The following is a 24,080-nucleotide window of genomic DNA, read 5'->3' on the forward strand; positions in this document are numbered from 1 at the left end:
CGATGGTTCACCCGCGCCCCGTTCGCGCGGAACACACCTCAACTTCCTTCCACACCAGGGAAGTTCCCTAGAAGCAGGGGCACTGCGCGCGTAGGCGGCCCCTTTCCCTCAGGCCCTTCAAGGCCTTTCGGCCTCCGAGGAGAGTGCGCCATCGACGCGTCCACCAGCCCTCCGCCCACCGGCAAGACCACAACTCCCGCCAGTGGTACCGCTGTTGAGCTCAGCGGCATCACCAAGCGCTTCCCGGGCGTCGTGGCCAACCACGACATCCACCTGACCGTCCGCAAGGGCACCGTGCACGCCCTCGTCGGCGAGAACGGCGCGGGCAAGTCGACCCTGATGAAGATCCTCTACGGCATGCAGAAGCCGGACGAGGGCACCATCACCGTCGACGGCCGGCAGGTCTCCTTCGCCGGCCCCGCCGACGCGATCGTCCTCGGCATCGGCATGGTGCACCAACACTTCATGCTCGCCGACCAGTTGACGGTCCTGGAGAACATCGTCCTGGGCAGCGAGAAGCTGCACGGCATCGGCTCCGCGGCCCGCCGCAGGATCACCGAGATCTCCGAGCGGTACGGCCTCGGGGTGCGCCCCGACGTGTACGTCGAGGACCTCGGCGTCGCCGACCGCCAGCGCGTGGAGATCCTCAAGGTCCTCTACCGGGGCGCCACCACGCTGATCCTGGACGAGCCGACGGCCGTGCTCGTGCCGCAGGAGGTCGACGCGCTCTTCGACAACCTGCGCGAGCTCAAGGCCGAGGGCCTCTCCGTCATCTTCATCTCGCACAAGCTCGGTGAAGTCCTCTCGGTGGCCGACGACATCACGGTCATCCGGCGCGGTACGACGGTGGGCACGGCGATCCCGTCCGAGACGACGCCCCGCCAGCTCGCCGAGCTGATGGTGGGCAGCGAGCTGCCGACGCCGGAGACGGCGGAGTCGACGGTCACGGACCGCGCGATGATCCAGGTCGAGAACCTCAGGCTGCTCGCCGACGGCGAGTCGGGCCGCGCGCTGCTCGACGACATCTCCTTCACGATCCACGAGGGCGAGGTCCTCGGCATCGCGGGCGTCGAGGGCAACGGCCAGACCGAGCTCATCGACGCGCTCATCGGCCTCAAGCACGCCGACTCCGGCGTGATCCGCATGGCGGGCGAGGACATCACCGCCGTGCCCACCCGCAAGCGCCGCGAGGACGGCATCGGCTACATCCCCGAGGACCGCCACCGCCACGGCCTCCTCCTGGAGTCCTCGCTGTGGGAGAACCGCATCCTCGGCCACGTCACCGAGAAGCCGAACGCGAAAGGCTTCTGGCTGGACCCCAAGGGCGCCCAGGCCGACACCCGCCGCATCGTCGAGGAGTACGACGTCCGTACGCCCGGCATCGACGTCACCGCCGCCTCCCTCTCCGGCGGCAACCAGCAGAAGCTGATCGTCGGCCGCGAGATGAGCCACAAGCCGCGCTTCCTGATCGCCGCCCACCCCACCCGCGGTGTGGACGTCGGCGCGCAGGCGCAGATCTGGGACCAGATCCGCGAGGCCCGCCGCGAGGGGCTCGCCGTCCTCCTCATCTCCGCCGACCTAGACGAGCTGATCGGTCTCTCCGACACCCTCCGCGTGATCTACCGCGGACGGCTCGTGGCGGACGCCGACCCGGCCGCCGTCACGCCGGAGGAGCTGGGTTCGGCGATGACGGGCGCGGCCTCCGGTCACCTCGAACACGTAGAAGAAGACCCCGAAGAGGGCTCTGCCGACACTTCGGAGGACGACGCCCGATGAAGAAGTTCGACAAGGAGCGCGTGCTCCTCGCGGTGGCCGGACCGGTCATCGCCCTGGTCGTGGCCGTGGTGCTGACCTCGGGCGTGCTGCTCGCCTCGGGCAAGAGCCCGATCGAGCCGTACAGCCTGATGTTCGAGCAGGCCACCTTCTCCGACGTCCAGGTGCTGATCATCAACCAGGCCGGGATGTACTACCTGGCCGCGCTCGCGGTGGCCATCGGCTTCCGGATGAACCTGTTCAACATCGGTGTGGACGGCCAGTACCGGCTCGCCGCGATGGTGACCGCCGTCGTCGGCACGCACCTCGCGCTGCCGTCCTTCCTGCAGATCCCGATGCTCATGGCGGTCGCCATGCTCACCGGCGCCTTCTGGGCAGGCATCGCGGGTGTCCTCAAGACCACGCGCGGCGTCAGCGAGGTCGTCGCCACGATCATGCTCAACGCCATCGCGACGAGCGTCATCGCCTACTTCACCCTCACCGAGAACTTCGGCGTCCCGGTCGGCAACAACCAGACCACGGGCGTGATGAAGGAGTCCGGCTGGTTCCCGGGCATCAGCATGGGCGAGTCCGGCGAGATCTACGGCTTCGTGTTCGTCGCGGTCCTCGCGGGCGTCCTGTACTGGCTGGTCCTCAACCGCACCCGCTTCGGCTTCGACCTGCGCGCCACCGGCGCCTCCGAGTCGGCCGCCGCGGCCAGCGGCGTCAACGCCAAGCGGATGGTGCTGAGCGCGATGCTCATCTCCGGCGCGGTCTCGGGCCTCGCGGGCCTGCCGATCCTGCTCGGCGACACCCACACCTACAGCCTCTCCTTCCCCGCGGGCCTCGGGTTCACGGCCATCGGCATCGCACTGCTCGGCCGCAACAACCCGGTCGGCATCGCGCTCGCCGCGCTGCTCTGGGCCTTCCTCGACAAGGCTTCGCCCGCCCTCGACTACGCCACGCCCGAGCCGTACGACAAGGAAATCGCGGTGATCATGCAGGGCATCATCGTGATCGCGGTCGTCGTCTCCTACGAGGCCGTGGGCCGTTGGGGCCTGCGCCGCCAGCAGCAGCGCGTGGGTGAGGAACTGGCCGCCGCCGCACGGGCGAACGGCAACAACGACTCCGCGAAGGAGGTGGCTGCCCGATGAGTACGGCATCCGTGGCCAAGCCCCCGGCCAAGCAGCCCGCCGCGGGCCGCCGCCGCATCTCGCTCCCCGTCCTGATGCTGGTCATCGCGGGCGTCCTGGTGCTGACCTCCGTGGTCCGCATGATCACCGGCGCCGACGGCATCACGTCCATCGGACAGATGTCGACGGCCCTCCAGCTCGCCGTGCCGATCGGGCTCGCGGGCCTCGGCGGCCTGTGGGCCGAGCGCGCGGGCGTGGTCAACATCGGTCTCGAGGGCATGCTGATCCTCGGCACCTGGTTCGGCGCCTGGGCGGGCTTCCAGTGGGGCCCCTGGGTGGGCGTCCTGTTCGGGATCATCGGCGGCGCGCTCGGCGGTCTGCTGCACGCGATCGTGACGGTCACCTTCAACGTCAACCACATCGTCTCCGGTGTGGCCCTCAACATCCTCGCCCTGGGCGCCACCCGCTACCTCGCCACCTTCGCCTTCGAGGGCGAGGAGGGCGGCACCTCCAAGCAGTCGCCGCCGGTCGACTCGCTCGGCAGCTTCTCCGTGCCGGGCCTGTCCGACTGGCTCGTCGACCTCAACGGCAAGCACTGGTTCCTGGTCTCCGACCTCGCGGGCCTGCTCGGCGGTCTGATCACCAACCTGTCGCCGCTCACCGTGGTCGCCGTGGCGATGGTCCCGCTGAGCTGGTGGGTCCTGTGGCGCACCTCGTTCGGCCTGCGCCTGCGCTCCTGCGGCGAGAACCCGATCGCGGCCGAGTCGCTCGGCGTGAACGTCTACAAGTACAAGTACCTGGCCGTGGTCATCTCCGGCGGCCTCGCGGGCCTCGGCGGCGCCTTCCTCTCCCTGGTCGCCTCCAACATCTACCTGGAGGGCCAGACCGGCGGCCGAGGCTACATCGGCCTCGCCGCGATGATCTTCGGCAACTGGATGCCGGGCGGACTCGCGCTCGGCGCGGGCCTGTTCGGTTACACCGACAGCCTGAAGCTCCGGGGTGGCGGCACGAACGTGCACGCGCTGCTGCTGCTCATCGCGATCCTGCTGGTCATCGGCGCGGTCTACCTCGCCTGGCGCAAGCGCTACGTGCCCGCGGTGATCACCGCGGCGATCTCCGCGCTGATGTTCCTGTGGTACGGCTTGACCGACGAGGTGCCCAACCAGGTCGTCACCGCGACTCCGTACGTCGTGACCCTGCTGGTCCTCTCGCTCTCCGCCCAGCGCCTGCGGATGCCGAAGGCGGACGGAATGCCCTACCGAAGGGGACAAGGCAAGTGACGACCACCGCTGTCGACGCCGACTGGGACGCCCTGCGAGAGGCCGCGCGCGAGGCCATGTCCCGTGCGTACGCGCCCTATTCGGGCTTCCCGGTCGGCGCGGCGGCCCTGGTCGACGACGGCCGCACGGTCTCCGGGTGCAACGTCGAGAACGCCTCGTACGGCCTCGGGCTGTGCGCCGAGTGCGGCCTCGTCTCGCAGCTCCAGCTGACCGGCGGCGGCCGTCTCACGCACTTCACCTGCGTGGACGGCAAGGGCGAGATCCTGATGCCGTGCGGCCGCTGCCGTCAGCTCCTGTACGAGTTCGGGGGCGCGGCCCTCCTCCTGGAGACGTCGTCGGGGGTGCGCACGCTCGGCGATCTGCTGCCGGACGCGTTCGGCCCCGAGCACCTCAACTGAACGGCGGCCCCGCCCTCTTGGGATCTTCCTGATCCCGGTGCGGGGCCACCTTCATCTCCCGGCTCTATGCGCGTAGAGTCGCGACGGTACTGATGTATGTGTGTGCGTACGCCGTTGTACTGCTGGAAGGACATGCCATGGACGTCATCTCTGTCATCCGCACCAAGCGCGACCGGGGCGAGCTCAGCGACGAGCAGATCGACTGGGTCATCGACGCGTACACGCGCGGCGCGGTCGCCGACGAACAGATGTCGTCCCTGGCCATGGCGATCCTCCTGAACGGCATGAACCGCAAGGAGATCGCCCGCTGGACCGCCGCGATGATCGCGTCCGGTGAGCGCATGGACTTCTCCTCCCTGTCCCGCCCCACCGCCGACAAGCACTCCACGGGCGGCGTCGGCGACAAGATCACGCTGCCGCTCGCCCCGCTGGTCGCCGCGTGCGGGGCCGCGGTGCCGCAGCTGTCGGGCAGGGGCCTCGGCCACACCGGCGGCACGCTCGACAAGCTGGAGGCCATTCCCGGCTGGCGGGCGCTGCTCTCCAACGAGGAGATGCTGAACGTCCTGGAGGGCGTCGGCTCGGTGATCTGCGCGGCGGGCGACGGCCTGGCTCCCGCCGACAAGAAGCTGTACGCGCTCCGCGACGTGACGGGCACGGTGGAGGCGATCCCGCTGATCGCCTCGTCCATCATGTCCAAGAAGATCGCCGAGGGCACGGGCTCCCTGGTCCTCGACGTGAAGGTCGGCACCGGCGCCTTCATGAAGAACCTCGACGACGCGCGCGAACTGGCCTCCACGATGGTCGAGTTGGGCACGGACAGCGGCGTGCGCACGGTGGCGCTCCTCACCGACATGTCGACGCCACTCGGCCTGACGGCGGGCAACGCGCTCGAAGTCCGCGAATCGGTGGAGGTCCTCGCGGGCGGCGGCCCCGCGGACGTCGTCGAACTCACCCTCGCCCTGGCCCGCGAGATGCTGGACGCGGCGGGCCTGCCGGACGCCGACCCGGCGAAGGCGCTGGCCGACGGCTCCGCGATGGACGTCTGGCGCCGCATGATCGCGGCGCAGGGGGGCGACCCGGACGCGGAGTTGCCGGTGGCACGGGAGCGGCACGTGGTGACGGCCCCCTCGTCCGGCGTCCTCACCCGCCTCGACGCGTACGACATCGGCGTGGCCGCCTGGCGTCTCGGCGCGGGGCGGGCCCGCAAGGAGGACGTGGTGCAGGCGGGCGCGGGCGTCGAACTCCACGTGAGGCCGGGGGCGGCCGTGGTGCAGGGCCAGCCTCTCCTCACCCTCCACACGGACACACCGTCCCGCTTCGCGTACGCGCTCCAGTCGCTGGAGGGGGCGTACGACATCGCTCCCGTCGGCACGGGTTTCTCGCCGGGGGCGATTGTGCTGGGGCGGGTTGGCTAGGGGTGGTCCGGTGAGGGTTCGGTGCGGGTTCGCTGTGGCTGAGCGCGCAGTTCCCCGCGCCCCTACGGGGCGCTGCCCGAGCAGGCTCTCTCCTGCCTGGCGGGGGTGAATTCCAGCCCCTCCGGCGTTTGAGGAGCGGGGTCTGGGGCGGAGCCCCAGGGGGTGCGGGGGCTCGGCGATTTGGGTGCCGCTGCGTCGTGGCTGAGCGCGCAGTTCCCCGTGCCCCTGAGGGGGCTATTTCAGCCCCTCCGGCGTTTGAGGAGCGGGGTCTGGGGCGGAGCCCCAGGGGGCACGGAGGCTCGGGGATTCGGGTGTCGGCGCGGCGTGGCTGAGCGCGCAGTTCCCCGCGCCCCGGCGGGGGCCCCTGTTCGGAAGGGCAGGCGCCTCTGCCCTTCCACCTCTGGCCCCGGCGCCAGCCACCCCGTATGCAGGAAGAAGACCGCAACCTGCGCCGGGAGAAGGCACCTTGCACCACCACGACCACACCAGAGCCGCCGGGACCGAGAGGCCCCGGGGCCCGGCCCGCAGGCCGGGGGACGCGTCACCCGCGGGGCTCCTCGGTCTGCAGCGCGGCGCGGGCAACGCCGCCGTGGTCCAACTGCTGCGCCAGGCCGGTCACCCGGGCGCCCGCGAGGAGCCGCAGGTCCAGCGCTCCACCGTCCACGACGTCCTGCGCTCCGCGGGCAAGGCCCTCGACGACACGACCCGCACCGACATGGAGACCCGGCTCGGCGCGGACTTCTCCGACGTACGCCTGCACACCGACGCCGCCGCGAAGGCATCCGCGGCCGAGGTGGGCGCCCGCGCCTACACCTCGGGCAGCCACGTCGTCATCGGCGAGGGCGGCGCCGACCGGCACACCCTCGCCCATGAGCTGACCCACGTCATCCAGCAGCGGCAGGGCCCGGTGGCAGGCACGGACAACGGTTCGGGGCTGAGCGTCTCCGACCCCTCCGACCGCTTCGAGCGCGAGGCGGAGGCCAACGCCCACCGTGCGCTGTCGGCCGACGCCCCCGCGACGGCGGCCCTGTCGCGGGAGGCGAACGCGGGCGCCGCACACGCCACCACCGACGTCCAGCGGTACGCCAGCGGCCGGGTCAAGAGCCTGGTCAGCGAGCAGGACGAGGGCCCCTACTTCGAGTCGCAGGCACCGCAGGGCACCCTGGTCGAGGACCCGGACCGCGTCGGCAAGCACTCGGTGAACCACCTCGACGCCCGCACCCACGACCCGTTCCAGCAGGACGTGACCGAGGAGAGCGGGCAGGACCGGCCCGCGGGAGAGCACGGCCTGCCGCTCAGGGTCGCGGGCGACGGAACGATGGCCGTGCACGACACCGAGCGCGAGCCGAAGGAGTTCTACGCGACGCAGGCCGTCATCGACGCCAGCAACGAGGCCCTGTGGGGCGCGAACGGCGTCGGGAGCAAGTACCGCCTCGTGGCGCGCGGAGCCCAGATCTCCGTACAGAGCCCGGCGGACGGTCGCTCCGTCGTCCTCAAGCGCGTGCAGCCCGAGGCACGGAACAACCCCACGAACGCCGCGTCGGGCTTCGCGAACCTGCTGAAGTCCGAATGCATCGACGTGGCCCGCGAGTTGATGGGCGGCGGCAGGCAGACGGACGTCGTCCTCGCGGACCAGGACGTCAGGCCCTGGGAGGACGCCACCGTCGACTCCGTGGCGGGCGACCTCGCCGACCACGTCGACGCACCCGACGCGGCCACCCCCGAGCGGTACGGCGGCGCCCTGCGCGAGCACCCCGGCGCGATGGACGCCGCCTCGGCGGACCTCGGCGTGAACAAGGCCGCGGCCCCCCAGGTGGGCGAGGGCTTCACCACCGTCTCCCTGGGCCAGAGCGACAAGCTCGACTTCGCCGACTCCGCCACCCCCACGGAACGGCCGCAGGACATCTGGGGCTTCCACTTCGCGGGCGTGGCGGCGATCAGCGCGGACGGCCAGGACCGCGTCACCCTGGAGAACTACACCAGGACCGGCAACTCGGGCGACGCGCTCAAGGCCCTCCTCCCCAAGCTGGTCGAGCAGTTCAAGGCGAAGACCGCCATCCCGCTGCTGCGCCCCGGCGGCAAGCCGCTGCCCCGCGGCTCGGAGATGGACCAGGTGAACAAGCTGCTCCAGGGCCTCGCGGGGAACGTGCAGCAGGGCACCCAGGAGTTCATGCGCCTGTCCGCGGCGAAGGACGAGTGGAACAGCAAGTGGTTCTTCCGCATGTACGGGTCGGGCGCGGGCCAGACCTTCCACGAGCAGCAGTACGACAGCGGCAGGGGTGACTTCGTGAACCCCCTGACACTGCGCGTCCGCAAGCGGCGACAGCAGCCGACGGAGTCCTGACGGCCGACGGCACCGATGAGTTCCACCGGTCCCGCGAGTCATCCTTGCGTGGCCGATTCCGAAGAGAACCTCATCCGCATCGCCGGGCCGCTGCGCCCGGGCGATGTCCCGCCCCTGTGCGAACAGGTCGCCGCCGCCCGGCACGGGCCCGGCGGCAGCGACGTGATCTGTGACGTCACCGACGTCACCACCGCCGACCTGTCGACCGTCGACGCCATCGCCCGGCTGCACCTCGCCGCCCGCAGGGCCGGGGGCCGGATCCGGCTCAGGAACCCCGCCCCCGCCCTGCTCGCCCTGCTCGGGCTCGTCGGGATCGTCGAACTCCTCGGGCTAGTCGTCGAGGTGGAGGGGAACGCCGAACAGCGGGAACCACCGCGGGGTGTCCAGGAAGCAGTGGAAGCCGGCGATACGGCCCTCTGAGATCTCGATGACCTGGATCGCCCAGGGCATGAAGCCGCCCTTGTCGGGGTCGGGCTTGTAGTGGGCGAAGCCCGGGGTGCCGTTCACGTTCACCGGCAGCAGGCGGCTGTTGGCGCACGAGGCGCCGAGGGTGGTCATGAAGCCCGTGATGTCCTCGGTGCCGCGCAGCCACAGGTCGAACGGCGGCATCGTCATGACGGCGTCCTCGGCGAGGAGCGCGGTCAGCGCCGTCATGTCGTACCCCTCGAAGGCGGCTACGTAGCGCTCCAGGAGCTTCTGCTGCTCCTCGTCCAGCGGGTTCGAGACGGCGGTGTCGTCCTCGGGCCGCTCGGCGAGGGTGGCGCGGGCCCTTTGGAGCGCGCTGTTCACCGAGGCGACGGAGGTGTCGATCAGCTCGGCGACCTCGCTGGCCTTCCACGCGAGGACCTCGCGCAGGATCAGCACGGCCCGCTGCTTGGGCGGCAGGTTCTGCAGGGCGGCGACGAACGCCAGGCGCACCGACTCCTTGGCGACGGCGGCCTCGGCCGGGTCGTGCAGGGTGGGGAGCACGCGCGCGTCCGGCATCGGTTCGAGCCAGGTGTTGTCGGGGCGCGGGGTGAGCGCGGCCTGGGCCAGCGGGGCGGCGGCGGTCAGGTCCATGGGACGGGCGCGGCGGTTGCCCGCGTTCAGCATGTCCAGGCAGACGTTCGTCGCGATGCGGTAGAGCCACGAGCGGACGCTGGAGCGGCCCTCGAACTTCTCGAAGCTGCGCCAGGCGCGCACCATCGTGTCCTGCACGGCGTCCTCGGCCTCGAAGGCCGAGCCCAGCATCCGGTAGCAGTACCCCGTCAGCTCGACGCGGTACTTCTCCAGCGTGCTTTCCAGATCGGTCGTCGTCCCTGCGATGTCGCTCATCCCAACCCACCCCTGCGGCTACTTCCGAAGGGCCCGGCAGAAGGCCCACTCCGGAAGCTACCGCAGCCCACTGACAACGGCCCCCGGAGTGGCGAAACCCGCAGGCGGGGGCCAGTTGTGCGACAGGAGGGCGCGCGCCCGGGTCAGTGCGCGGCGGCCATCAGGCCGCGCCGCTCCCGCACCCGGGCCGCGTGCGAGCCCCACACGGTGACCGACACGACGCCGAGCACCGCGAGGATGCCGAGCCCCACCGTGCCGCCCCAGCCGCCCGCGTGGAAGGCGACGGCGCCGAGCGTGCCGCCCGCGCTGGAGCCCAGGTAGTACGCGGACTGGTAGAGCGCGGACGCCTGCGCGCGCCCGGTCGTGGCCGTGCGGCTCACCGACGACGACGCGACCGCGTGGCCCGCGAAGAAGCCCGCCGTGATCAGCACGAGCCCGAGCAGGACCATGACCAGCGAGGGGGAGAGGGAGAGCAGCAGGCCGCCCGCCGTCGTGCTCACCGCGAGGTACAGCGCCCCGCGCCGCCCGAGCCTGGCCACCAGCTTCCCTGCCGCGGCCGAGGAGACCGTCCCCACGAGGTAGACGAGGAAGATCGAGCCGATGAGGCCCTGCGGGAGGGAGAAGGGCGCCTCGGTGAGCCGGTAGCCGATCACCGTGTAGACCGCGCCGAACACGGTCATGAAGAGCGCCCCGATCGCGTACAGCCTGCACAGGAGCGGGTCGGACAGATGCGTACGCACCGTACGCGCGAGGGACCTGGGGCTGAGCGAGCCCGGGGTGAAGTGCCGGGGCGCGGGCAGCAGCGCGCGGAAGGCGAGGGCGCAGAGCACCGCGATGACGCCCACCACGCCGACCGCCGCGCGCCAGCCCCAGGCCTGCGCGACCCAGCCCGTGATGACGCGTCCGCTCATGCCGCCGATGGAGTTGCCCGCCACGAACATGCCGATCGCGGCGACGAGCGCCTTGGGCCGCACCTCCTCGGCGAGGAACGCCATCGCGGACGCGGGCAGCCCCGCGAGCGCCGCGCCCTGCACGGCACGCAGCGCGATGAGCACCTCGACCGAGGGCGCGAAGGGGACGAGGAGCCCGACCACCACGGCGACGGTCAGCGAGGCGGTCATCACCGCGCGCCGCCCGAACCGCTCGCTGAGCGCGCTCAGGGGCAGGACGCAGAGGGCCAGTGCGCCGGTCGCCGCCGACACCGTCCAGCTCGCCGTGCTCGCGCTCACGCCGAAGTCGGCGGAGACCAGGGGCAGGAGGGCCTGCGTGGAGTAGAGGAGCGCGAACGTCGCGACGCCCGCGAGGAAGAGCGCGAAGCTCATGCGGCGGTAGCCGGGCCCGCCGGGGGTCAGGCGCGTGTCGGTCTCGGTGTCGGGGGACGACGGGGTGAGGGCGACCGCATGGGTGGCGGACGCCCCTGTACTGGCAGCAGGCATGTCCACGAACGTACGACCGCTTTTTTGATGCGTCCAATGCATGGAAACCCCATAATCGTTCCCATGCCGCATCAGCAGAGGTCAGCGCCGCGCCTGTCACGTGACAGTGACGCGGAGGACATCGTGACGCTGCTCGCGCCGCGCCTCGCGTACTTCGCGGGGGTCGCCCGCACCGAGCACGTCACGCGCGCCGCGCAGGAGATGGGGATCCCCCAGTCGACGCTCTCCCGCGCACTCGTACGCCTGGAGAGGGACCTCGGCGTCGACCTGTTCGCGCGCCGCGGCCGCACGGTCTCGCTCACCCCGGCGGGCCGCACCTTCCTCGGCTCGGTCGAGCGCGCGCTCGGCGAGGTGGAGCGCGCCGCCGAGTCGGTCAGGGCGGACGCCGACCCGGCGACCGGCAAGGTCGCCTTCGGCTTCCTGCACACCATGGGTTCGGAGACGGTCCCCGGTCTGCTCCGCGCCTTCCGCGCCGACCACCCGCGCGTCCGCTTCAGCCTCGTGCAGAACTACGGCGAGGCGATGCTCGAACGCCTGCGCGCGGGCGAGCTCGACCTCTGCCTCACCTCACCGGTGCCCGACGCCCCCGACCTGGTCGCCCGCCGCCTGGACGAGCAGCGCCTGCGCCTGGTGGTCCCCGACGACCACCGCCTCGCCACCCGCAAGCGCGTCCGCCTGGCCGAGGCGGCCGACGAGGCGTTCGTGACCCTGGAGCCCGGCTACGGCCTGCGCCGCATCACCGACGACCTCTGCCAGGAGGCGGGCTTCAAGCCCCGCGTGGCCTTCGAGGGCGAGGAGGCCGAGACCCTGCGCGGCCTGGTCGCGGCGGGCCTCGGCGTGGCTCTGCTGCCCCCACCTGCCGTACGCCGCCCGGGAGTTGTGGAACTGACGGTGACGGGCCAACGAGCGGTCCGCGAGATCGGTGTGGCGTGGCTGGGCGGCCACCCGGACACGCCTCCGGTGGCGGCCTTCAAGAGCTTCTTGCTGAGCAGAAAGGGCCGCCTGTTGCAGCAGGGGCTTTCTTCGCAGCCTGGCCCCGGTGGTGTTTCCAGCCTGTCCGGCGATTGAGGACGAACTCGGCGAAGCCGGTGACAGACACCGGCCCCGGCGCGGACTCACCGTCGAAGCGACTGCCCGAAGCCGGAGGCAAGCGGCATGCGCAACCCCAACGGCGGCGGAGCCGCCAACGCGTCCTCCAACGGCCGCGCGAAATCCGCCCCGAACAACACCCCCATCACGAAGTCCGAGGCGAGAGCGAGCACTTCGGCCTGGTGCTGGTGCAACCGATGCCCGTCGGAGTGGACTTCGAACCGGCACACGTCCCGGTTCACCTTCTTCGCCCGCTCCGCGAGCCGGAACGACAGCTCGGGATCGGTCCGTTCGTCGTTCGTGCCGTGCACGACCAGGACCCGGCGCCCCACGAGCTGCTTGACCGGCTCGGGCGGCGCGGCCACGTCGTCCTCGGGCAGCCAAGGGGCCAGCGCCAGAACGGAGTTGACCGCTTCGTGCCCACCCGCGCGGAGCGCCGCGCGGCCGCCCATGTCGACCCCGGCCAGGCAGACGGGGACATCGCCGTAGAGCCGTACGATCTCCTCCACCGCCCAGGTCGCGTCGCGCGCCAGCTGCGCCTGCGCCCCGTTCCACCCCCGGCAGCCGTAGTGCACGACGTGCGTGGCGAGCCCCGCGTCGCGGCCGTCCTGGGCGAGCCTGCGGCCAAGGGCGCGCACGCCGCCCGCGGCGAGCGGCGACGGCTTGCGGGTGGACGTCTCGGTGCCGCCGGGCAGCAGGAGCACCACTCCGCTCACCGCCGAGGGCCCCGTCCCGATCACGCGCCCGAGCCTCGCCGTGCCCGCAGGGCCTGTCGTCCCTTGCTGTGCCATGACAGAACAGTGTCAGAAGCGATGGTGTACGCCACCCGTCCGCAGGGTCACTGTTACGTATCGACCAGTGAGTTCTACGCGCGTAGGCGCTAGCATGCCGAAATGACGAGCCAGACACACACGACCGGTCACACGGACCGTGAAACGCCCAGCGCCGAACAGATCCGCCGTGCCCCGAAGGTGCTCCTGCACGACCACCTCGACGGCGGCCTGCGCCCCGGCACGATCGTCGACCTCGCCCGCGAGAACGGGTACGAGGGACTGCCCGAGACCGACCCCGACAAGCTCGGGATCTGGTTCCGCGAGGCGGCCGACTCCGGCTCCCTGGAGCGGTACCTGGAGACCTTCGCGCACACCTGCGCCGTGATGCAGACGAAGGACGCCCTCCGGCGCGTGGCCGCCGAGTGCGCCGAGGACCTCGCCGAGGACGGCGTGGTCTACGCCGAGATCCGGTACGCCCCCGAGCAGCACCTGGAGAGCGGCCTCACCCTCGAAGAGGTCGTCGAGGCGGTCAACGAGGGCTTCCGCGAGGGCGAGCGCCGCGCGAAGGCGAACGGCCACCGCATCCGAGTGGGCGCGCTGCTCACCGCCATGCGGCACGCGGCCCGCGCCCTGGAGATCGCCGAACTCGCCAACCGCTACCGCGATCTGGGCGTCGTCGGCTTCGACATCGCGGGCGCCGAGGCCGGGTTCCCGCCCACCCGCCACCTCGACGCGTTCGAGTTCCTCAAGCGCGAGAACAACCACTTCACCATCCACGCGGGCGAGGCCTTCGGCCTGCCGTCGATCTGGCAGGCCCTCCAGTGGTGCGGCGCCGACCGGCTCGGCCACGGCGTGCGCATCATCGACGACATCGAGGTCGCGGAGGACGGCACGGTCCAGCTCGGCCGCCTCGCCTCGTACGTGCGCGACAAGCGCATTCCGCTGGAGCTCTGCCCGAGTTCCAACCTGCAGACGGGCGCCGCGACTTCGTACGCCGAGCACCCGATCGGGCTGCTGCGCAAGCTGCACTTCCGCGCGACGGTGAACACCGACAACCGGCTGATGTCCGGCACCAGCATGAGCCGCGAATTCGAGCACCTGGTCGGCACGTTCGGCTACACGCTCGACGACATGCAGTGGTTCACTGTCAATGCGATGAAATCAGCATTCATTCCTTTCGATGAACGACTGGCCATGATCAACGACGTGGTCAAGCCCGGTTATGCCGAGCTGAAGTCCGAATGGCTGTTCCGCCAGACCGTCTCGACCAGCACTTCTGTCGGGAACTAGCGGAAATTCGCACGTTTTTACGTGACGCGTCAGCGGTCGGGAGTCGACATTCCCGGCCGCTGATTCGTTGTCGGCGAGCCGTGATCCGGACTCATCACCGTCGTTGGACCACCCGAAGCCCCGTCGTCCAAAGACGCAAGGATGCAATAGAAGATGAAGCAGTCTGCCGCCAAGACCCTCGGTGTCGCCGCTCTCGGTGCCGCTTTCGCCGCCGCCGGCGCGGGTGCCGCCACCGCCGCTCCCGCCGTCCCCGACGCCGCCGCTGCCCTGGGCACCGTCTCCTCCGTGCTTCCGCTGGACCAGGCGGCCAAGACCCTCCCCGCCGGTGGCCCCGAGTCCCTGGCCGCCGGGCAGAACGCGCTCACCGGCGCTCTGGCCGGCGTCGAGAAGCCCGGCGACCCGGTCTCCGGCCTGATCGGCGGCCTGCCCGTCGGCAGCGCGACCGGCGCCCTCCCCGGTGCCCTGCCGCTCGGCTGAGCCGACCCCTCTTCTTCCGTACGCCGATGGGGCGCCCCTCTCCGTGAGGGGCGCCCCATCGTGTGTCCTTCGCGCGGTCACCAGGCCCGGCGTGCGGCCTTGTCCTCGGAGGGCAGCAGGAACCAGAGCGCGATGTAGAGCAGGAACTGCGGTCCCGGCAGCAGGCAGGAGAGCACGAAGATCACGCGCATCGTCGTCGAGGACGTGCCGAAGCGCTTGGCCAGAGCTGCGCACACTCCGCCGATCATCCGGCCGTGGGTGGGGCGGGCAAGGGCGGTCATGTCGGGCTCCTTCGCGAACCGTAGGTGGGAGGCTCTCTCGTCGGCCTCGATGTTTCAAAGGTACGGTCGCGAAGACGGCCGGGCGTCGCTCTACGGTGCGATACCGACCCTGGGAATCGTCGGGGTCGGACCCTGAGAGAGGTCCTCCCGGGGGAGGGCCGCGAACAGCCCCGGATCCTTACGACGGCGGAGCCAGCCCCTGGTCGCGGGCACCACGGCGACATGCGCGAGGGCCACCCCGAGGGTGTTCAGGAGCAGCGAGTCGATGTCGACGACCTGCCCGGGGACCCCGGTCTGCAACAGCTCGATGCCCAGCGAGAGCAGCGCTCCCGCGGCCACCGTTCGCACCAGGGAACCCCACGGCGACACCACGAGCCGCCCCCCGGCCAGCGGGAGGAGTATGCCGAGCGGGGCGAGCAGCAGCAGCGCCTCGCCGATCCTGCGGGTCGCCTGGAAGCCGCCGAGCGCGAGATCCGCCTTGATCCCGGCGAGCGGCTCCAGGTTCGCGGCGCTCATCCAGGGGACGTCCAGCGGACGCAGCGTGATCCACCCGACGAGCAGAAGATGTGCGGCGAGGAGGAATCCCCCCGCCGCACGGAAGCGGATGGCGGCAGTACGGCCGCCCGAGCCTTGACGCACGCTCCCCAAGACGCAGGGAACGGCAGGATCGGTTCCGCGTCAGGAGCCGACGCTCTGTGTGGGCGGTGCCACGGTGCCGGGCCGGGAGCGGACCTCCTGCGTGCACTCATAGCTCCGCAGCGGCGTTCCCGCGGGCCCGCCCATGATCACCGAGTGGTCGTCGGCCGCCGCGCTGTCCGCGAACGTGCACACGATCTGGGCGAGCGCGAAGGCCGACAGATCCTCCGGCGGCGTACTGAAACGGAGCGTGCTTTCGGGGTCGTCGTCGCCGGGCCCCGTCACCGTGGTGCCCGCCCGCACGTCCGTGACGAAGCCCGCCTGCTTCTCCTGGTCCGAGGGCACGGCGGCCAGCTCGTCCAGGAGGGTCTGCGCGATGCGCACCCGGTCGGCGGTCGCCTTGTCCGTACGGATCTGCACGCTCCTGTCCACCGTCACCAGCTGCGAGGCGCACACCAGGAACACCTGGACGGGCACGCCGTCGCCCGCCTGCGAGGACAGCGCGGAGTTCGACATCACGCACGGCATCCGCGAGGGCGCGGGACCGAAGTCGGTCGGCACCTCCGTGGACCGGATCCCGCACCCCGTGAGCACGGCGGCGAGCGCCAGGCCGACGACCGCGCCGCGCATCCCTCGCCCGTTCATGCCTGGCCCCCTTCGGCCCGCTCGTCCTCGGCGTCGGAGCTGTCGCGCGGCAGCCACAGCGTGAACACCGCGCCGCCCTCGGCCGAGTTGGCGGCCGTGATCTCGCCGCCGTGGATGTGCGCGTTCTCCAGCGCGATGGAGAGCCCGAGGCCACTGCCCTCGGAACGCGGCCGGGACGCGCTCGCCTTGTAGAAGCGGTCGAAGACGTGCGGCAGCACGTCCTCGGGGATGCCGGGGCCCCCGTCCCGTACGGCGATGACGAGCTTGTCGCCCGCCAGGCGCACCGAGACCTTCACCGGGGAGCCGCCGTGCTTGAGGGCGTTGCCGATGAGGTTGGCGAGGATCACGTCGAGGCGGCGCGGGTCCAGGCGCACCATGATGCCGCGCTCCGCGTCGAGGTCGACCGCGTCGAGCCAGGCGCGCGCGTCGATGCACGCGGTGATCTGGTCGGCGATGTCCACGTCGTCCAGGACGAGCCGCGCGGTGCCCGCGTCGAACCTGGTGACCTCCATGAGGTTCTCCACCAGGTCGTTGAGGCGCCGCGTCTCGCTCACCACCAGTCGTACGGCGGGCTCGATCATCGGGTCGACCGAGCCGGTCTCCGCGTCGAGCTCCTCCTCGAGGACCTCGGTCACCGCGGTGATCGCGGTCAGCGGGGTGCGCAGCTCGTGCGACATGTCGGCGACGAAGCGGCGCGACGCCTCGTCGCGGGCGCTCATGTCGGCGACCTTCTTCTCCAGGCTCTCCGCCGTGCTGTTGAACGTCCGGGAGAGATCGGCGAGTTCGTCCGTGCCCGAGACCCGCAGGCGGGTGTCGAGCTTGCCCTCGCCGAGCCGCCGCGCCGCGACGCCGAGCCGGTGCACGGGTTTGAGTACGGTCGTCGCGGCGGCCTGCGCGAGCAGCGCCGAGCCGATCAGGGCGAGCCCCGTGGCGATCGCGAGCGACCAGCCGAGCGAACTCAGGTCCTTCGCCTCCGGTTCGAGGGATTTGAGCATGTACCCGGTCGGGCCGCCGCCGTTCACCTTGGCGCCGCCCACCAGGTAGGGCGTGCCGTGGACGACGGTGCGCTGCCAGTACAGGTGGTACGTGCTCTTGTTGCCCGAGGTGACCGGCTGCTCCTTGTTGACCGCCTTCTGCAGCGATCCCGGCACCTTGGCGAGCGTGAACTCGTCCAGGTCGGAGTAGCCGACGATCTGCCCGCCGCCCTTCTTGGCCGCGACCAGGAGCACGCTGTAGCGCTGGCTGCTGGTCGCCATCTGCCCGGCGGCGGACTGGAGTTCCTCCTGCGAGGGGTGCGTCTGGAGCGCGCCCGCGCGCGTCTGCATCTGCTGGCGGAAGTCCTTGAGCGCCGCGTCCTGCGCGCGCGTCAGGACGGCCTCGCGGTTGAGCCAGTACGCGATGCCGGACGCGGAGACCGCCGCGGTGAGCGCCACCAGGCCGAACACGACGACCAGTCGCAGCCGCAGGCTGGTGAAGCGCAGCCCTGCCAGTATCGCCTTGCGCGCCGCGGCCCAGCCGCGGAGCTTGTCGTGCGGTTTGGTCACTGAGGGGTGTCCAGCCGATAACCGACGCCGCGCACCGTACGGATCAGGGTCGGCGAGGACGGCACGTCCTCCACCTTCGCGCGCAGCCGCTGCACACACGCGTCGACGAGCCGGGAGTCGCCGAGGTAGTCGTGCTCCCACACCAGGCGCAGCAACTGCTGGCGGGACAGGGCCTGTCCGGGCCTGCGGCTCAGCTCCAGGAGCAGCCGCAGCTCGGTCGGAGTGAGCTGAAGATCCTCGCCGTTCTTCGTCACGGTCATCGCGGCGCGGTCGATGACGAGCGAACCGAACGTCGCCGCGTCGTTGGCCTCGCGCTCACCGCGCCGCAGCACGGCACGGATCCGGGCGTCGAGCACCCGGCCCTGCACGGGCTTGACCACGTAGTCGTCGGCGCCCGACTCCAGGCCGACCACCACGTCGATGTCGTCGTTGCGCGCGGTCAGCAGGATGATCGGCAACTGGTCGGTGCGCCGGATGCGACGGCACACCTCGAACCCGTCGATGCCCGGCAGCATCACATCCAGCACGATCAGGTCCGGCCGCTGCTCACTGAGCAGCTTCAGGCCGTCCTCGCCGGTGGCAGCAGTGGCCACCCGGTGTCCCTGGCGCGTCAGCGAAAGCTCCAGGGCCGTCCGGATGGCGTCGTCGTCCTCGATCAGCAACAGGGAAGGCACGGACGTCATTCTGTCCCATGGCACGGCCCCAGTTCGACTGCTGGAGCGCTCCCACACGTCACCCTCACGCGCGGAAGGGGGTGCGAACCGCTGTTGCAGGCCTGTGACAGTCGGCGGACACCGTCATGAAGTGCCTCGGGCAGAGTTCTGGTCACAAGCAAGAAGCACCGAAGCACGACCGATCAAGCCGGACTCCACCGACGGGGGGCGCGAGATGAATACGCTGCACAGCACCAGCTCAAGCGCAGTTGTCACGCGTCTCCACGACGTCGGGCGGGGCTCTGAGAAGTCCGGTGCCGTGAGCGGGCGGGGGTGCGCTCGCGGCACCGGGCGTCAGCACACCGCGTACATGACGGTGGTTGACGCCTGCCAGGGGGGACACGGGGGACACGTCGTTCCCGCGGGGACAGACGGGGGAGCCGCGTACAGGGAGGACTCGGGGGAGCGGAAGTCCCTGTCGGAGGCGGAGTTCACCGCCTACGTCCAGGAGCGCCGCGCCTCCCTGTACGCCACCGCCTATCACTTGACCGGTGACCGCTTCGAGGCCGAGGACCTGCTCCAGAGCGCCCTCTTCTCGACGTACCGGGCCTGGGACAGGATCAGCGACAAGGCCGCGGTCGGGGGCTACCTCCGCCGCACCATGACCAATCTGCACATCAGCGCGTGGCGCCGCCGCAAGCTGAACGAGTACCCGACCGAGGAACTGCCGGAGACGGTGGGCGACACGGACGCGATGCGCGGCACCGAGCTGCGCGCCGTGCTGTGGCAGGCCCTGGCCCGGCTGCCCGAACTCCAGCGCACGATGCTGGTCCTCCGTTACTACGAGGGCCGCACCGACCCGGAGATCGCGGACATCCTCGACATCAGCGTGGGCACGGTGAAGTCCAGCATCTGGCGGTCGCTCCGTCGGCTGCGCGAGGACGACGTCCTCAGCTTCGGCCGTGACCAGGAGGAGTCCTTCGGCGAGTTGGTCGCCTGAGGGATGGGGGGCCGCCGCTCCGGGGGGACGCGGCGGTAGCAGGGGGGAACCACGGGGGATCAGCAGGGGGGAACACACGGGGGAGTCACGGGGGAAACAAGTGGCAGGACCGGAAGGCCGGGGGGTCTTTCCGGTCCTCGCTGCTTTTCCGGTGCGTTGTGCGCCCGTCGGGTCCCGGCCCGGCGGGCGCTTCGCCGTGTCTCAGGCGGCGTCGGCGCGAGCCTTGACGCAGCGGCCCGCCGCCGCGGCGGCGACCCGGCCGAGGGCCTCGTCCTTGCCGCAGGGGTGCGCGCCGAGCGCGCTCTGACGGGCCACGATGGCGCGTTCCGCGCGCATCAGGCGCCAGCCGCGCCGCAGCAGGAACGGCACGGACTTCCGGCCCTCGCGCAGATCCCGCAGGAGCCGCCGCCGGAAGGTGGTGGAGGGGCGGCCGCGCAGACAGATCGCGTCGGCGAGCACGCCGATCTCCCCGCACCGCGCCACGATGTCCGCGGCGAAGATCCCCTCGGCGATGAACAGGGGAGTGCGCTCGATGTCGAGCCGCTCCTGCCCCACCCGGGAACTGGTGGCGATGTCGTAGACGGGCACGCGCGTGCGTCCCGTGCGGCACAGCTCCTCGATGGCGGCCAGTGCCACGTCCGCGTCCCAGGACAGCGGGGAGTCCCAGTCGATGTCCGTACTGCCCGGGACCTGCGGCAGCGTCGGGTCGTCGCCCTCCTTGTAGAAGTCGTCCAGGCACAGGACGGGCAGCCCGGAGCGGGCGGCGAAGGAGGACTTGCCCGATCCCGAGGGTCCTGTGAGCAGCACGACGCGCGTGGGTATCGGCGGGTGGGAGCTCAATGCGGTGACCCTTCTCCCCTGTGAGTTGTCCGGAACGTCGACCATTATCAACCGACGCGCAAGAGGGCGGGGCCGCAGGGGCGCCCGGGACCCCCGTCGCAGGACCGAGGACCAAGGACCGAGGCCCCCGGCGGAATAGCGTCGCGGCGGAGATCGCTGGCGATGTCGTACGCGTCACGGCGGTTGACGCGACGATCCAGCTGATCCAGGGGGACATTCCGCATGTGGCACGGCGACGCACTCGACCTCGACGCCTATCTCGCCCACCTCGGGTACGAAGGGGACCGCTCGCCCACGGAGGAGACGCTGCGCGCCCTGCACCGGGCGCACGTGCTCTCGGTGCGCTGGGAGAACCTGGAGGCGGTGCTGCGCAAGAAGCGGCCGCTCGACCTCGACTCGGTCCAGGCCAAGCTGATCGGCAGCCCGCGCGGCGGCACCTGTTACGAGCACATCACCCTGTACGCGGCGGCCCTGGAGCGGCTCGGATTCCGCTTCCTCGTGGTGCAGGGCCGGGTGCAGATGGGCGAGACGGTCAAGATCAGGCCCGAGTCGCACGCCATGGTCGTGGTGGAGCTCGGGGGCAAGCGCCTGCTGAGCGACGTCGGGTTCGGGTCGAGCCCGCTGGAGCTCATCGAGCTGACCGACGACACCCAGGTGTCGGACGGAACCTGGGCGTACCGGCTGCTGCGCCAGGAGGTCACGCCGGGTGCCGAGGGGTGGGCGCTGCACCAGCCCGTGCGCGAGGGCGACGGGCAGCCCGACACCACCGGTGACGGGTGGATGGTCCGGCACACCTTCACGCTCCACCCGCAGTACCCCGCCGATCTGCGCGTGAGCAACCACTTCGGCTCCTCCAGCCCGAACTCGCCCTTCAGCGACCGGGTCTTCGTGCAGCGCGTGCACGAGGACCGGCTGCACCTGCTCGACAACCGGCTGCTGACCACGGTCAGGCCCGGCGTGCCGGGCCCGCCGGAGAGCCGGGAGCTGGCCGCGGCCGAGGTCCCGAAGGTCCTTGCCGACGTCTTCGGGATCGAACTCTCGCCCGAGGACGCCGAACTGCTGTTGCCGAAGCTGGTCTGAGGGGCGCGGGTCGGCTTTGGGTGGTGGCACCCGCCTCAACTACGCTACGTGTGCGCTCGATCACCCACCACGTACGGATATGGGCGGTACCCATGGCACGAAACACAGCATCCAACTCCCCGCGTCCCGGCGTCCGCGCCCTGCTGCGCGTGGGCCTGACCGTCACCGCGGCGGGCGCCGCGCTCGGTGCGGGCGGCGCGGCGAACGCGAGCGCGGCGGAGCCGGTCGCGGCCGCTCCGACGGCCGGATTCGCCACGCCCGTGGGCGACGTCGACGCGGGGGCGCCGGGGAAGGCGGTCCTGGACGCGGTGCGGCGTTCGACGGCGGGCGGCCTCGCCCCCGCCAAGGCCCTGCGGCTCAACCCGCTGGCCGGCACCGGCGTCGACCCGCTCGACAACTCGCTGGGCACCCAGATCGCCGACTTCAAGCCGATCAGCACGGCGGCCGTCACCGCGCCGCTCACCGAGGGCGCCGCCCTTCAGGACCTGCCGGTGGTCGGTCCCGCGACGGGGCTGCTGCCCGGCTGAGCGGCCTCGGGCGCCGCCTCGGTGCCCGACCGCAGCGGCACCTCGCGGATCAGCAAGGCCGCCGCGAACGTGAGCGCGCACAGGGCGGCCGTGCCCGCCATGACGCCGTGCAGGCCCCCGGAGACACCGGAGCGGAAGGCGTCCCGCACCGGTTCCGGCAGGTCGCCGAGGGCCGCGGGCGTCACCTGGTGGCCGCCCGCGAGGCGCTCGCCCTTGGGGCCGAGCCGGTCGGTGAGGGTGTCGGCCAGGCGGCCGGTGTGGACCGAGCCGAGCACGGCGACGCCCAGCGAACCGCCGATGGTGCGCAGGAGCGTGGTCGTGCCGCTCGCCGCGCCCATGTCGCGGGGCTCCGCGCTGTTCATGGTGATCAGCAGGGCCGGTTGCATCAGGGCGCCGAGGCCCGCGCCGAGCACGAAGGTGAGCGCGGAGGTCACCGCGGTCGCGGTGTCCACGCCGACCGTGAGCAGGGCGAGCGCGCCCGCCGTGGCGACCGCGCCGCCGACGATCGGGTACGCGCGGTAGGCACCCCCGTGGCCCACCGCGCGCCCGATGTACAGCTGCGCGCCCATCATGCCGAGCATCAGCGGGAGCAGCAGCAGACCGCTCCGCGTGGACGACATGCCGCGCACGAACTGCATGTACTGCGGCAGATAGCTCGCCGCGCCCAGCATCGCCGCGCCCGCGAGGAAGGTGAGCACTTGGGCGAGCGTGAAGTTGCGGTCCCGGAACAGCCTTGGGGGGACGATCGGTTCGGGCGCGCGCAGCTCCACGCGGACGAAGACGGCGAGCGCGGCCGCGGTGAGCAGGGCGAGGCCCGCGATCTGCGGGGAGAGCCAGTCGTACGTCGTACCGCCCCAGGTCCCCAGCAGGGTGAGCGCCAGGATGCCCACGGTCAGGAGCCCGGCGCCCGCGTAGTCGACGCGGGCGGTGCTGCGGGTGCTCGGCAGCCGGACGAGCAGGCCGACGATCAGGAGGGCCGCGGCGCCGACGGGGACGTTGACGTAGAAGACCCAGCGCCAGTCCAGCTGGTCGGTGAGGAAGCCGCCGAGCAGCGGCCCGCCGATCATGGCCGCGGGCAGCAGCACGCCGATCATCGACTGCGAGCGGCCCGCCTGCGCGGGCGGCAGGAGCGTTCCGATGAGGGAGAGCGCGCCGACGAAGAGGCCGCCCGCGCCGAGCCCCTGGACCGCCCGGAACGCGATCAACTGGCCGATGTCCTGGGCCAGTCCGCAGAGGACGGACCCGATGAGGAAGACCGTGATCGAGGCCAGGTAGCTGCCCTTGCGGCCGTACAGGTCACCGGCCTTGCCCCAGAGGGGGGTGGAGACGGCGGCGGTGAGCAGATAGGCCGTCACCACCCAGGAGAAGTGGTCGAGGCCGCCGAGTTCGCCGACGATCGTGGGGAGCGCGGTGCCGACGATCGTGCCGTCGAGCGTGGCCAGGATGATGCCGAGCAGCAGTCCGAGGATGACGAGGCGGGAGGGGGGCGGTGCTTCTTCCGTGCGGTGGTCCATGGCTTCCCCGATGTGTGTGACGTGACGTCAGGCGGCGTACGGGCGGGCGTTCCTGGCGTCGCGCAGGGCGTGGGCCCACCAGGTGAGCTGGTCGAGCATCGACTTGGCGGCGGCGTCGCTCTGCGGGTCCCGCATCGCCTGCTCCTCGTCGAACAGGCCCCAGACGTTGTGCAGGCTGACCGTGTTGCGGATGGTCGTCGCGTTCAACTCCGCCATGACGAGGCGGAGTTGTTCGACGGCGCGCAGGCCGCCCGAGATGCCGCCGTAGGACACGAAGCCGATCGGCTTGGCGTGCCACTGCGTGTTGTGCCAGTCGATGGCGTTCTTCAGGGCGGCCGGGAAGCTGTGGTTGTACTCGGGGGTGACGAACACGAAGGCGTCGGCGTCCGCCAGGCGCGGCGAGACCAGCGCGAGGGCCTCCGTGGTGGCGGCGGGCGGCGCCTGGCCGAAGTCGGGCAGGACGGTGGGCAGCGGGGTCTTCGCGAGGTCGACGACGTCGACGCTCATGTCGCCGCGCTGGTCGATGTGCCCCTTGATCCACTCGGTGACGACGGGCGCGAAGCGGCCCTCGCGGGTGGAGCCGACGAGGACGGCGACGCGGAGCGCGGCCGGGGCCGTGGCGGTTTCGGACATGGGTGCCCCCTGGACGTGTGCGACTG

Annotated in this window: 24 protein-coding genes; 13 read left to right on the forward strand and 11 right to left on the reverse strand. The window is 71.4% G+C overall.

Going from position 1 to position 24,080, the window contains the following annotated elements:
- The first annotated feature begins 150 nt into the window (after nucleotides 1–150).
- The 7 genes from KY5_RS25505 (at nucleotide 151) to KY5_RS25535 (ending at nucleotide 8,742) form a co-directional block, all read left to right on the forward strand.
- A complete protein-coding gene (locus KY5_RS25505) occupies nucleotides 151–1,776 on the forward strand; it encodes an ABC transporter ATP-binding protein (protein ID WP_098244404.1) in 1,626 nt (541 codons plus the stop codon).
- Nucleotides 1,773–2,906, forward strand: coding sequence for an ABC transporter permease (locus KY5_RS25510; RefSeq protein ID WP_098244405.1), 1,134 nt, complete (start codon nucleotides 1,773–1,775; stop codon nucleotides 2,904–2,906). Before KY5_RS25505 ends, KY5_RS25510 begins: the two co-directional genes overlap by 4 nt.
- Nucleotides 2,903–4,165 carry an ABC transporter permease gene (locus KY5_RS25515; RefSeq protein WP_098244406.1) on the forward strand — a complete coding sequence of 421 codons (1,263 nt, stop codon included), beginning with the start codon at nucleotides 2,903–2,905 and terminating at the stop codon, nucleotides 4,163–4,165. Before KY5_RS25510 ends, KY5_RS25515 begins: the two co-directional genes overlap by 4 nt.
- A complete protein-coding gene (locus KY5_RS25520; RefSeq protein WP_098244407.1) occupies nucleotides 4,162–4,563 on the forward strand; it encodes a cytidine deaminase in 402 nt (133 codons plus the stop codon). The genes KY5_RS25515 and KY5_RS25520 overlap by 4 nt, the downstream gene beginning before the upstream one ends.
- A gap of 137 nt (nucleotides 4,564–4,700) precedes the next feature.
- A complete protein-coding gene (locus KY5_RS25525; protein ID WP_098244408.1) occupies nucleotides 4,701–5,978 on the forward strand; it encodes a thymidine phosphorylase in 1,278 nt (425 codons plus the stop codon).
- A 466-nt stretch (nucleotides 5,979–6,444) separates the two neighbouring features.
- Nucleotides 6,445–8,322: a DUF4157 domain-containing protein gene (locus KY5_RS25530; RefSeq protein ID WP_098244409.1), complete on the forward strand. Its 1,878-nt coding sequence runs from the start codon at nucleotides 6,445–6,447 to the stop codon at nucleotides 8,320–8,322.
- Between the two features lie 48 nt (nucleotides 8,323–8,370).
- A complete protein-coding gene (locus KY5_RS25535) occupies nucleotides 8,371–8,742 on the forward strand; it encodes an STAS domain-containing protein (protein ID WP_234362858.1) in 372 nt (123 codons plus the stop codon).
- Here the strand turns inward: KY5_RS25535 and KY5_RS25540 are convergent.
- Both KY5_RS25540 and KY5_RS25545 read right to left on the reverse strand, forming a co-directional pair.
- On the reverse strand, nucleotides 8,653–9,636 hold the full coding sequence (locus tag KY5_RS25540) for a sigma-70 family RNA polymerase sigma factor (protein ID WP_098244411.1): 984 nt from the start codon (nucleotides 9,634–9,636) through the stop codon (nucleotides 8,653–8,655). The genes KY5_RS25535 and KY5_RS25540 overlap by 90 nt on opposite strands.
- 143 nt (nucleotides 9,637–9,779) lie before the next feature.
- Entirely contained in the window at nucleotides 9,780–11,072 is a 1,293-nt protein-coding gene (locus KY5_RS25545) for an MFS transporter (protein WP_098247478.1), read from the reverse strand.
- 63 nt (nucleotides 11,073–11,135) lie between these two features.
- Between KY5_RS25545 and KY5_RS25550 the strand changes: the two genes are divergently transcribed.
- A complete protein-coding gene (locus KY5_RS25550) occupies nucleotides 11,136–12,140 on the forward strand; it encodes a LysR family transcriptional regulator (protein ID WP_098244412.1) in 1,005 nt (334 codons plus the stop codon).
- A 47-nt stretch (nucleotides 12,141–12,187) separates the two neighbouring features.
- Here KY5_RS25550 and KY5_RS25555 read toward each other — a convergent pair whose 3' ends face one another.
- Nucleotides 12,188–12,952, reverse strand: coding sequence for an alpha/beta hydrolase (locus KY5_RS25555; protein WP_098244413.1), 765 nt, complete (start codon nucleotides 12,950–12,952; stop codon nucleotides 12,188–12,190).
- A gap of 102 nt (nucleotides 12,953–13,054) precedes the next feature.
- Between KY5_RS25555 and KY5_RS25560 the strand changes: the two genes are divergently transcribed.
- Both KY5_RS25560 and KY5_RS25565 read left to right on the forward strand, forming a co-directional pair.
- Entirely contained in the window at nucleotides 13,055–14,224 is a 1,170-nt protein-coding gene (locus tag KY5_RS25560) for an adenosine deaminase (RefSeq protein ID WP_098244414.1), read from the forward strand.
- Between the two features lie 153 nt (nucleotides 14,225–14,377).
- Entirely contained in the window at nucleotides 14,378–14,701 is a 324-nt protein-coding gene (locus KY5_RS25565) for an ATP-binding protein (protein WP_098244415.1), read from the forward strand.
- 77 nt (nucleotides 14,702–14,778) lie between these two features.
- Here the strand turns inward: KY5_RS25565 and KY5_RS25570 are convergent, their stop codons facing one another.
- The 5 genes from KY5_RS25570 to afsQ1 all read right to left on the reverse strand — a co-directional run bounded on the left by KY5_RS25570 (nucleotide 14,779) and on the right by afsQ1 (nucleotide 18,481).
- Nucleotides 14,779–14,982 carry a PspC domain-containing protein gene (locus KY5_RS25570; RefSeq protein WP_098244416.1) on the reverse strand — a complete coding sequence of 68 codons (204 nt, stop codon included), beginning with the start codon at nucleotides 14,980–14,982 and terminating at the stop codon, nucleotides 14,779–14,781.
- Nucleotides 14,983–15,072: 90 nt separating this feature from the next.
- A complete protein-coding gene (locus KY5_RS25575; RefSeq protein WP_098244417.1) occupies nucleotides 15,073–15,630 on the reverse strand; it encodes a VanZ family protein in 558 nt (185 codons plus the stop codon).
- 30 nt (nucleotides 15,631–15,660) lie between these two features.
- Nucleotides 15,661–16,263 (reverse strand): hypothetical protein, encoded by a 603-nt coding sequence (locus KY5_RS25580; RefSeq protein WP_098244418.1) that lies wholly within the window; start codon nucleotides 16,261–16,263, stop codon nucleotides 15,661–15,663.
- Nucleotides 16,260–17,807: a sensor histidine kinase gene (locus KY5_RS25585; protein WP_098244419.1), complete on the reverse strand. Its 1,548-nt coding sequence runs from the start codon at nucleotides 17,805–17,807 to the stop codon at nucleotides 16,260–16,262. Before KY5_RS25585 ends, KY5_RS25580 begins: the two co-directional genes overlap by 4 nt.
- Nucleotides 17,804–18,481 carry a two-component system response regulator AfsQ1 gene (gene afsQ1, locus KY5_RS25590; RefSeq protein ID WP_037659607.1) on the reverse strand — a complete coding sequence of 226 codons (678 nt, stop codon included), beginning with the start codon at nucleotides 18,479–18,481 and terminating at the stop codon, nucleotides 17,804–17,806. The genes KY5_RS25585 and afsQ1 overlap by 4 nt, the downstream gene beginning before the upstream one ends.
- Before the next feature lie 214 nt (nucleotides 18,482–18,695).
- Between afsQ1 and KY5_RS25595 the strand changes: the two genes are divergently transcribed.
- The gene (locus tag KY5_RS25595; protein ID WP_098244420.1) at nucleotides 18,696–19,460 is read left to right on the forward strand and encodes a SigE family RNA polymerase sigma factor; all 765 of its coding nucleotides are present in this window, start codon (nucleotides 18,696–18,698) and stop codon (nucleotides 19,458–19,460) included.
- 201 nt (nucleotides 19,461–19,661) lie between these two features.
- Here the strand turns inward: KY5_RS25595 and KY5_RS25600 are convergent, their stop codons facing one another.
- Nucleotides 19,662–20,345, reverse strand: coding sequence for a uridine kinase family protein (locus KY5_RS25600; protein WP_418952815.1), 684 nt, complete (start codon nucleotides 20,343–20,345; stop codon nucleotides 19,662–19,664).
- A 177-nt stretch (nucleotides 20,346–20,522) separates the two neighbouring features.
- On the opposite strand from KY5_RS25600, the gene KY5_RS25605 reads away from it, so the two are divergent.
- Nucleotides 20,523–21,380 (forward strand): arylamine N-acetyltransferase family protein, encoded by an 858-nt coding sequence (locus tag KY5_RS25605; RefSeq protein ID WP_098244422.1) that lies wholly within the window; start codon nucleotides 20,523–20,525, stop codon nucleotides 21,378–21,380.
- Between the two features lie 92 nt (nucleotides 21,381–21,472).
- Nucleotides 21,473–21,907 carry a hypothetical protein gene (locus KY5_RS25610; protein ID WP_098244423.1) on the forward strand — a complete coding sequence of 145 codons (435 nt, stop codon included), beginning with the start codon at nucleotides 21,473–21,475 and terminating at the stop codon, nucleotides 21,905–21,907.
- On the opposite strand, the gene KY5_RS25615 is transcribed toward KY5_RS25610, so the two are convergent.
- Nucleotides 21,859–23,421, reverse strand: a complete 1,563-nt coding sequence (locus tag KY5_RS25615) for an MDR family MFS transporter (protein WP_098244424.1) — start codon at nucleotides 23,419–23,421, stop codon at nucleotides 21,859–21,861. The two genes, KY5_RS25610 and KY5_RS25615, sit on opposite strands and share 49 nt — an antisense overlap.
- A 27-nt stretch (nucleotides 23,422–23,448) precedes the next feature.
- A complete protein-coding gene (locus KY5_RS25620; RefSeq protein WP_098244425.1) occupies nucleotides 23,449–24,054 on the reverse strand; it encodes an NADPH-dependent FMN reductase in 606 nt (201 codons plus the stop codon).
- Nucleotides 24,055–24,080 lie beyond the last annotated feature (26 nt).

Origin of the sequence: Streptomyces formicae, assembly GCF_002556545.1 — a bacterium.
GTDB lineage: Bacteria > Actinomycetota > Actinomycetes > Streptomycetales > Streptomycetaceae > Streptomyces > Streptomyces formicae_A.

Coding starts and splice junctions, on each gene's coding strand:
- KY5_RS25545 (WP_098247478.1), bottom strand. CDS start 11,072: ATGCCTGCTGCCAGTACAGGGGCGTCCGCCACCCATGCGGTCGCCCTC.
- KY5_RS25570 (WP_098244416.1), bottom strand. CDS start 14,982: ATGACCGCCCTTGCCCGCCCCACCCACGGCCGGATGATCGGCGGAGTG.
- KY5_RS25595 (WP_098244420.1), top strand. CDS start 18,696: ATGAATACGCTGCACAGCACCAGCTCAAGCGCAGTTGTCACGCGTCTC.
- KY5_RS25600 (WP_418952815.1), bottom strand. CDS start 20,345: ATGGTCGACGTTCCGGACAACTCACAGGGGAGAAGGGTCACCGCATTG.
- KY5_RS25615 (WP_098244424.1), bottom strand. CDS start 23,421: ATGGACCACCGCACGGAAGAAGCACCGCCCCCCTCCCGCCTCGTCATC.
- KY5_RS25555 (WP_098244413.1), bottom strand. CDS start 12,952: ATGGCACAGCAAGGGACGACAGGCCCTGCGGGCACGGCGAGGCTCGGG.
- KY5_RS25605 (WP_098244422.1), top strand. CDS start 20,523: ATGTGGCACGGCGACGCACTCGACCTCGACGCCTATCTCGCCCACCTC.
- KY5_RS25580 (WP_098244418.1), bottom strand. CDS start 16,263: ATGAACGGGCGAGGGATGCGCGGCGCGGTCGTCGGCCTGGCGCTCGCC.
- KY5_RS25610 (WP_098244423.1), top strand. CDS start 21,473: ATGGCACGAAACACAGCATCCAACTCCCCGCGTCCCGGCGTCCGCGCC.
- KY5_RS25515 (WP_098244406.1), top strand. CDS start 2,903: ATGAGTACGGCATCCGTGGCCAAGCCCCCGGCCAAGCAGCCCGCCGCG.
- KY5_RS25525 (WP_098244408.1), top strand. CDS start 4,701: ATGGACGTCATCTCTGTCATCCGCACCAAGCGCGACCGGGGCGAGCTC.
- KY5_RS25540 (WP_098244411.1), bottom strand. CDS start 9,636: ATGAGCGACATCGCAGGGACGACGACCGATCTGGAAAGCACGCTGGAG.
- KY5_RS25565 (WP_098244415.1), top strand. CDS start 14,378: ATGAAGCAGTCTGCCGCCAAGACCCTCGGTGTCGCCGCTCTCGGTGCC.
- KY5_RS25620 (WP_098244425.1), bottom strand. CDS start 24,054: ATGTCCGAAACCGCCACGGCCCCGGCCGCGCTCCGCGTCGCCGTCCTC.
- KY5_RS25560 (WP_098244414.1), top strand. CDS start 13,055: ATGACGAGCCAGACACACACGACCGGTCACACGGACCGTGAAACGCCC.
- KY5_RS25550 (WP_098244412.1), top strand. CDS start 11,136: ATGCCGCATCAGCAGAGGTCAGCGCCGCGCCTGTCACGTGACAGTGAC.
- KY5_RS25510 (WP_098244405.1), top strand. CDS start 1,773: ATGAAGAAGTTCGACAAGGAGCGCGTGCTCCTCGCGGTGGCCGGACCG.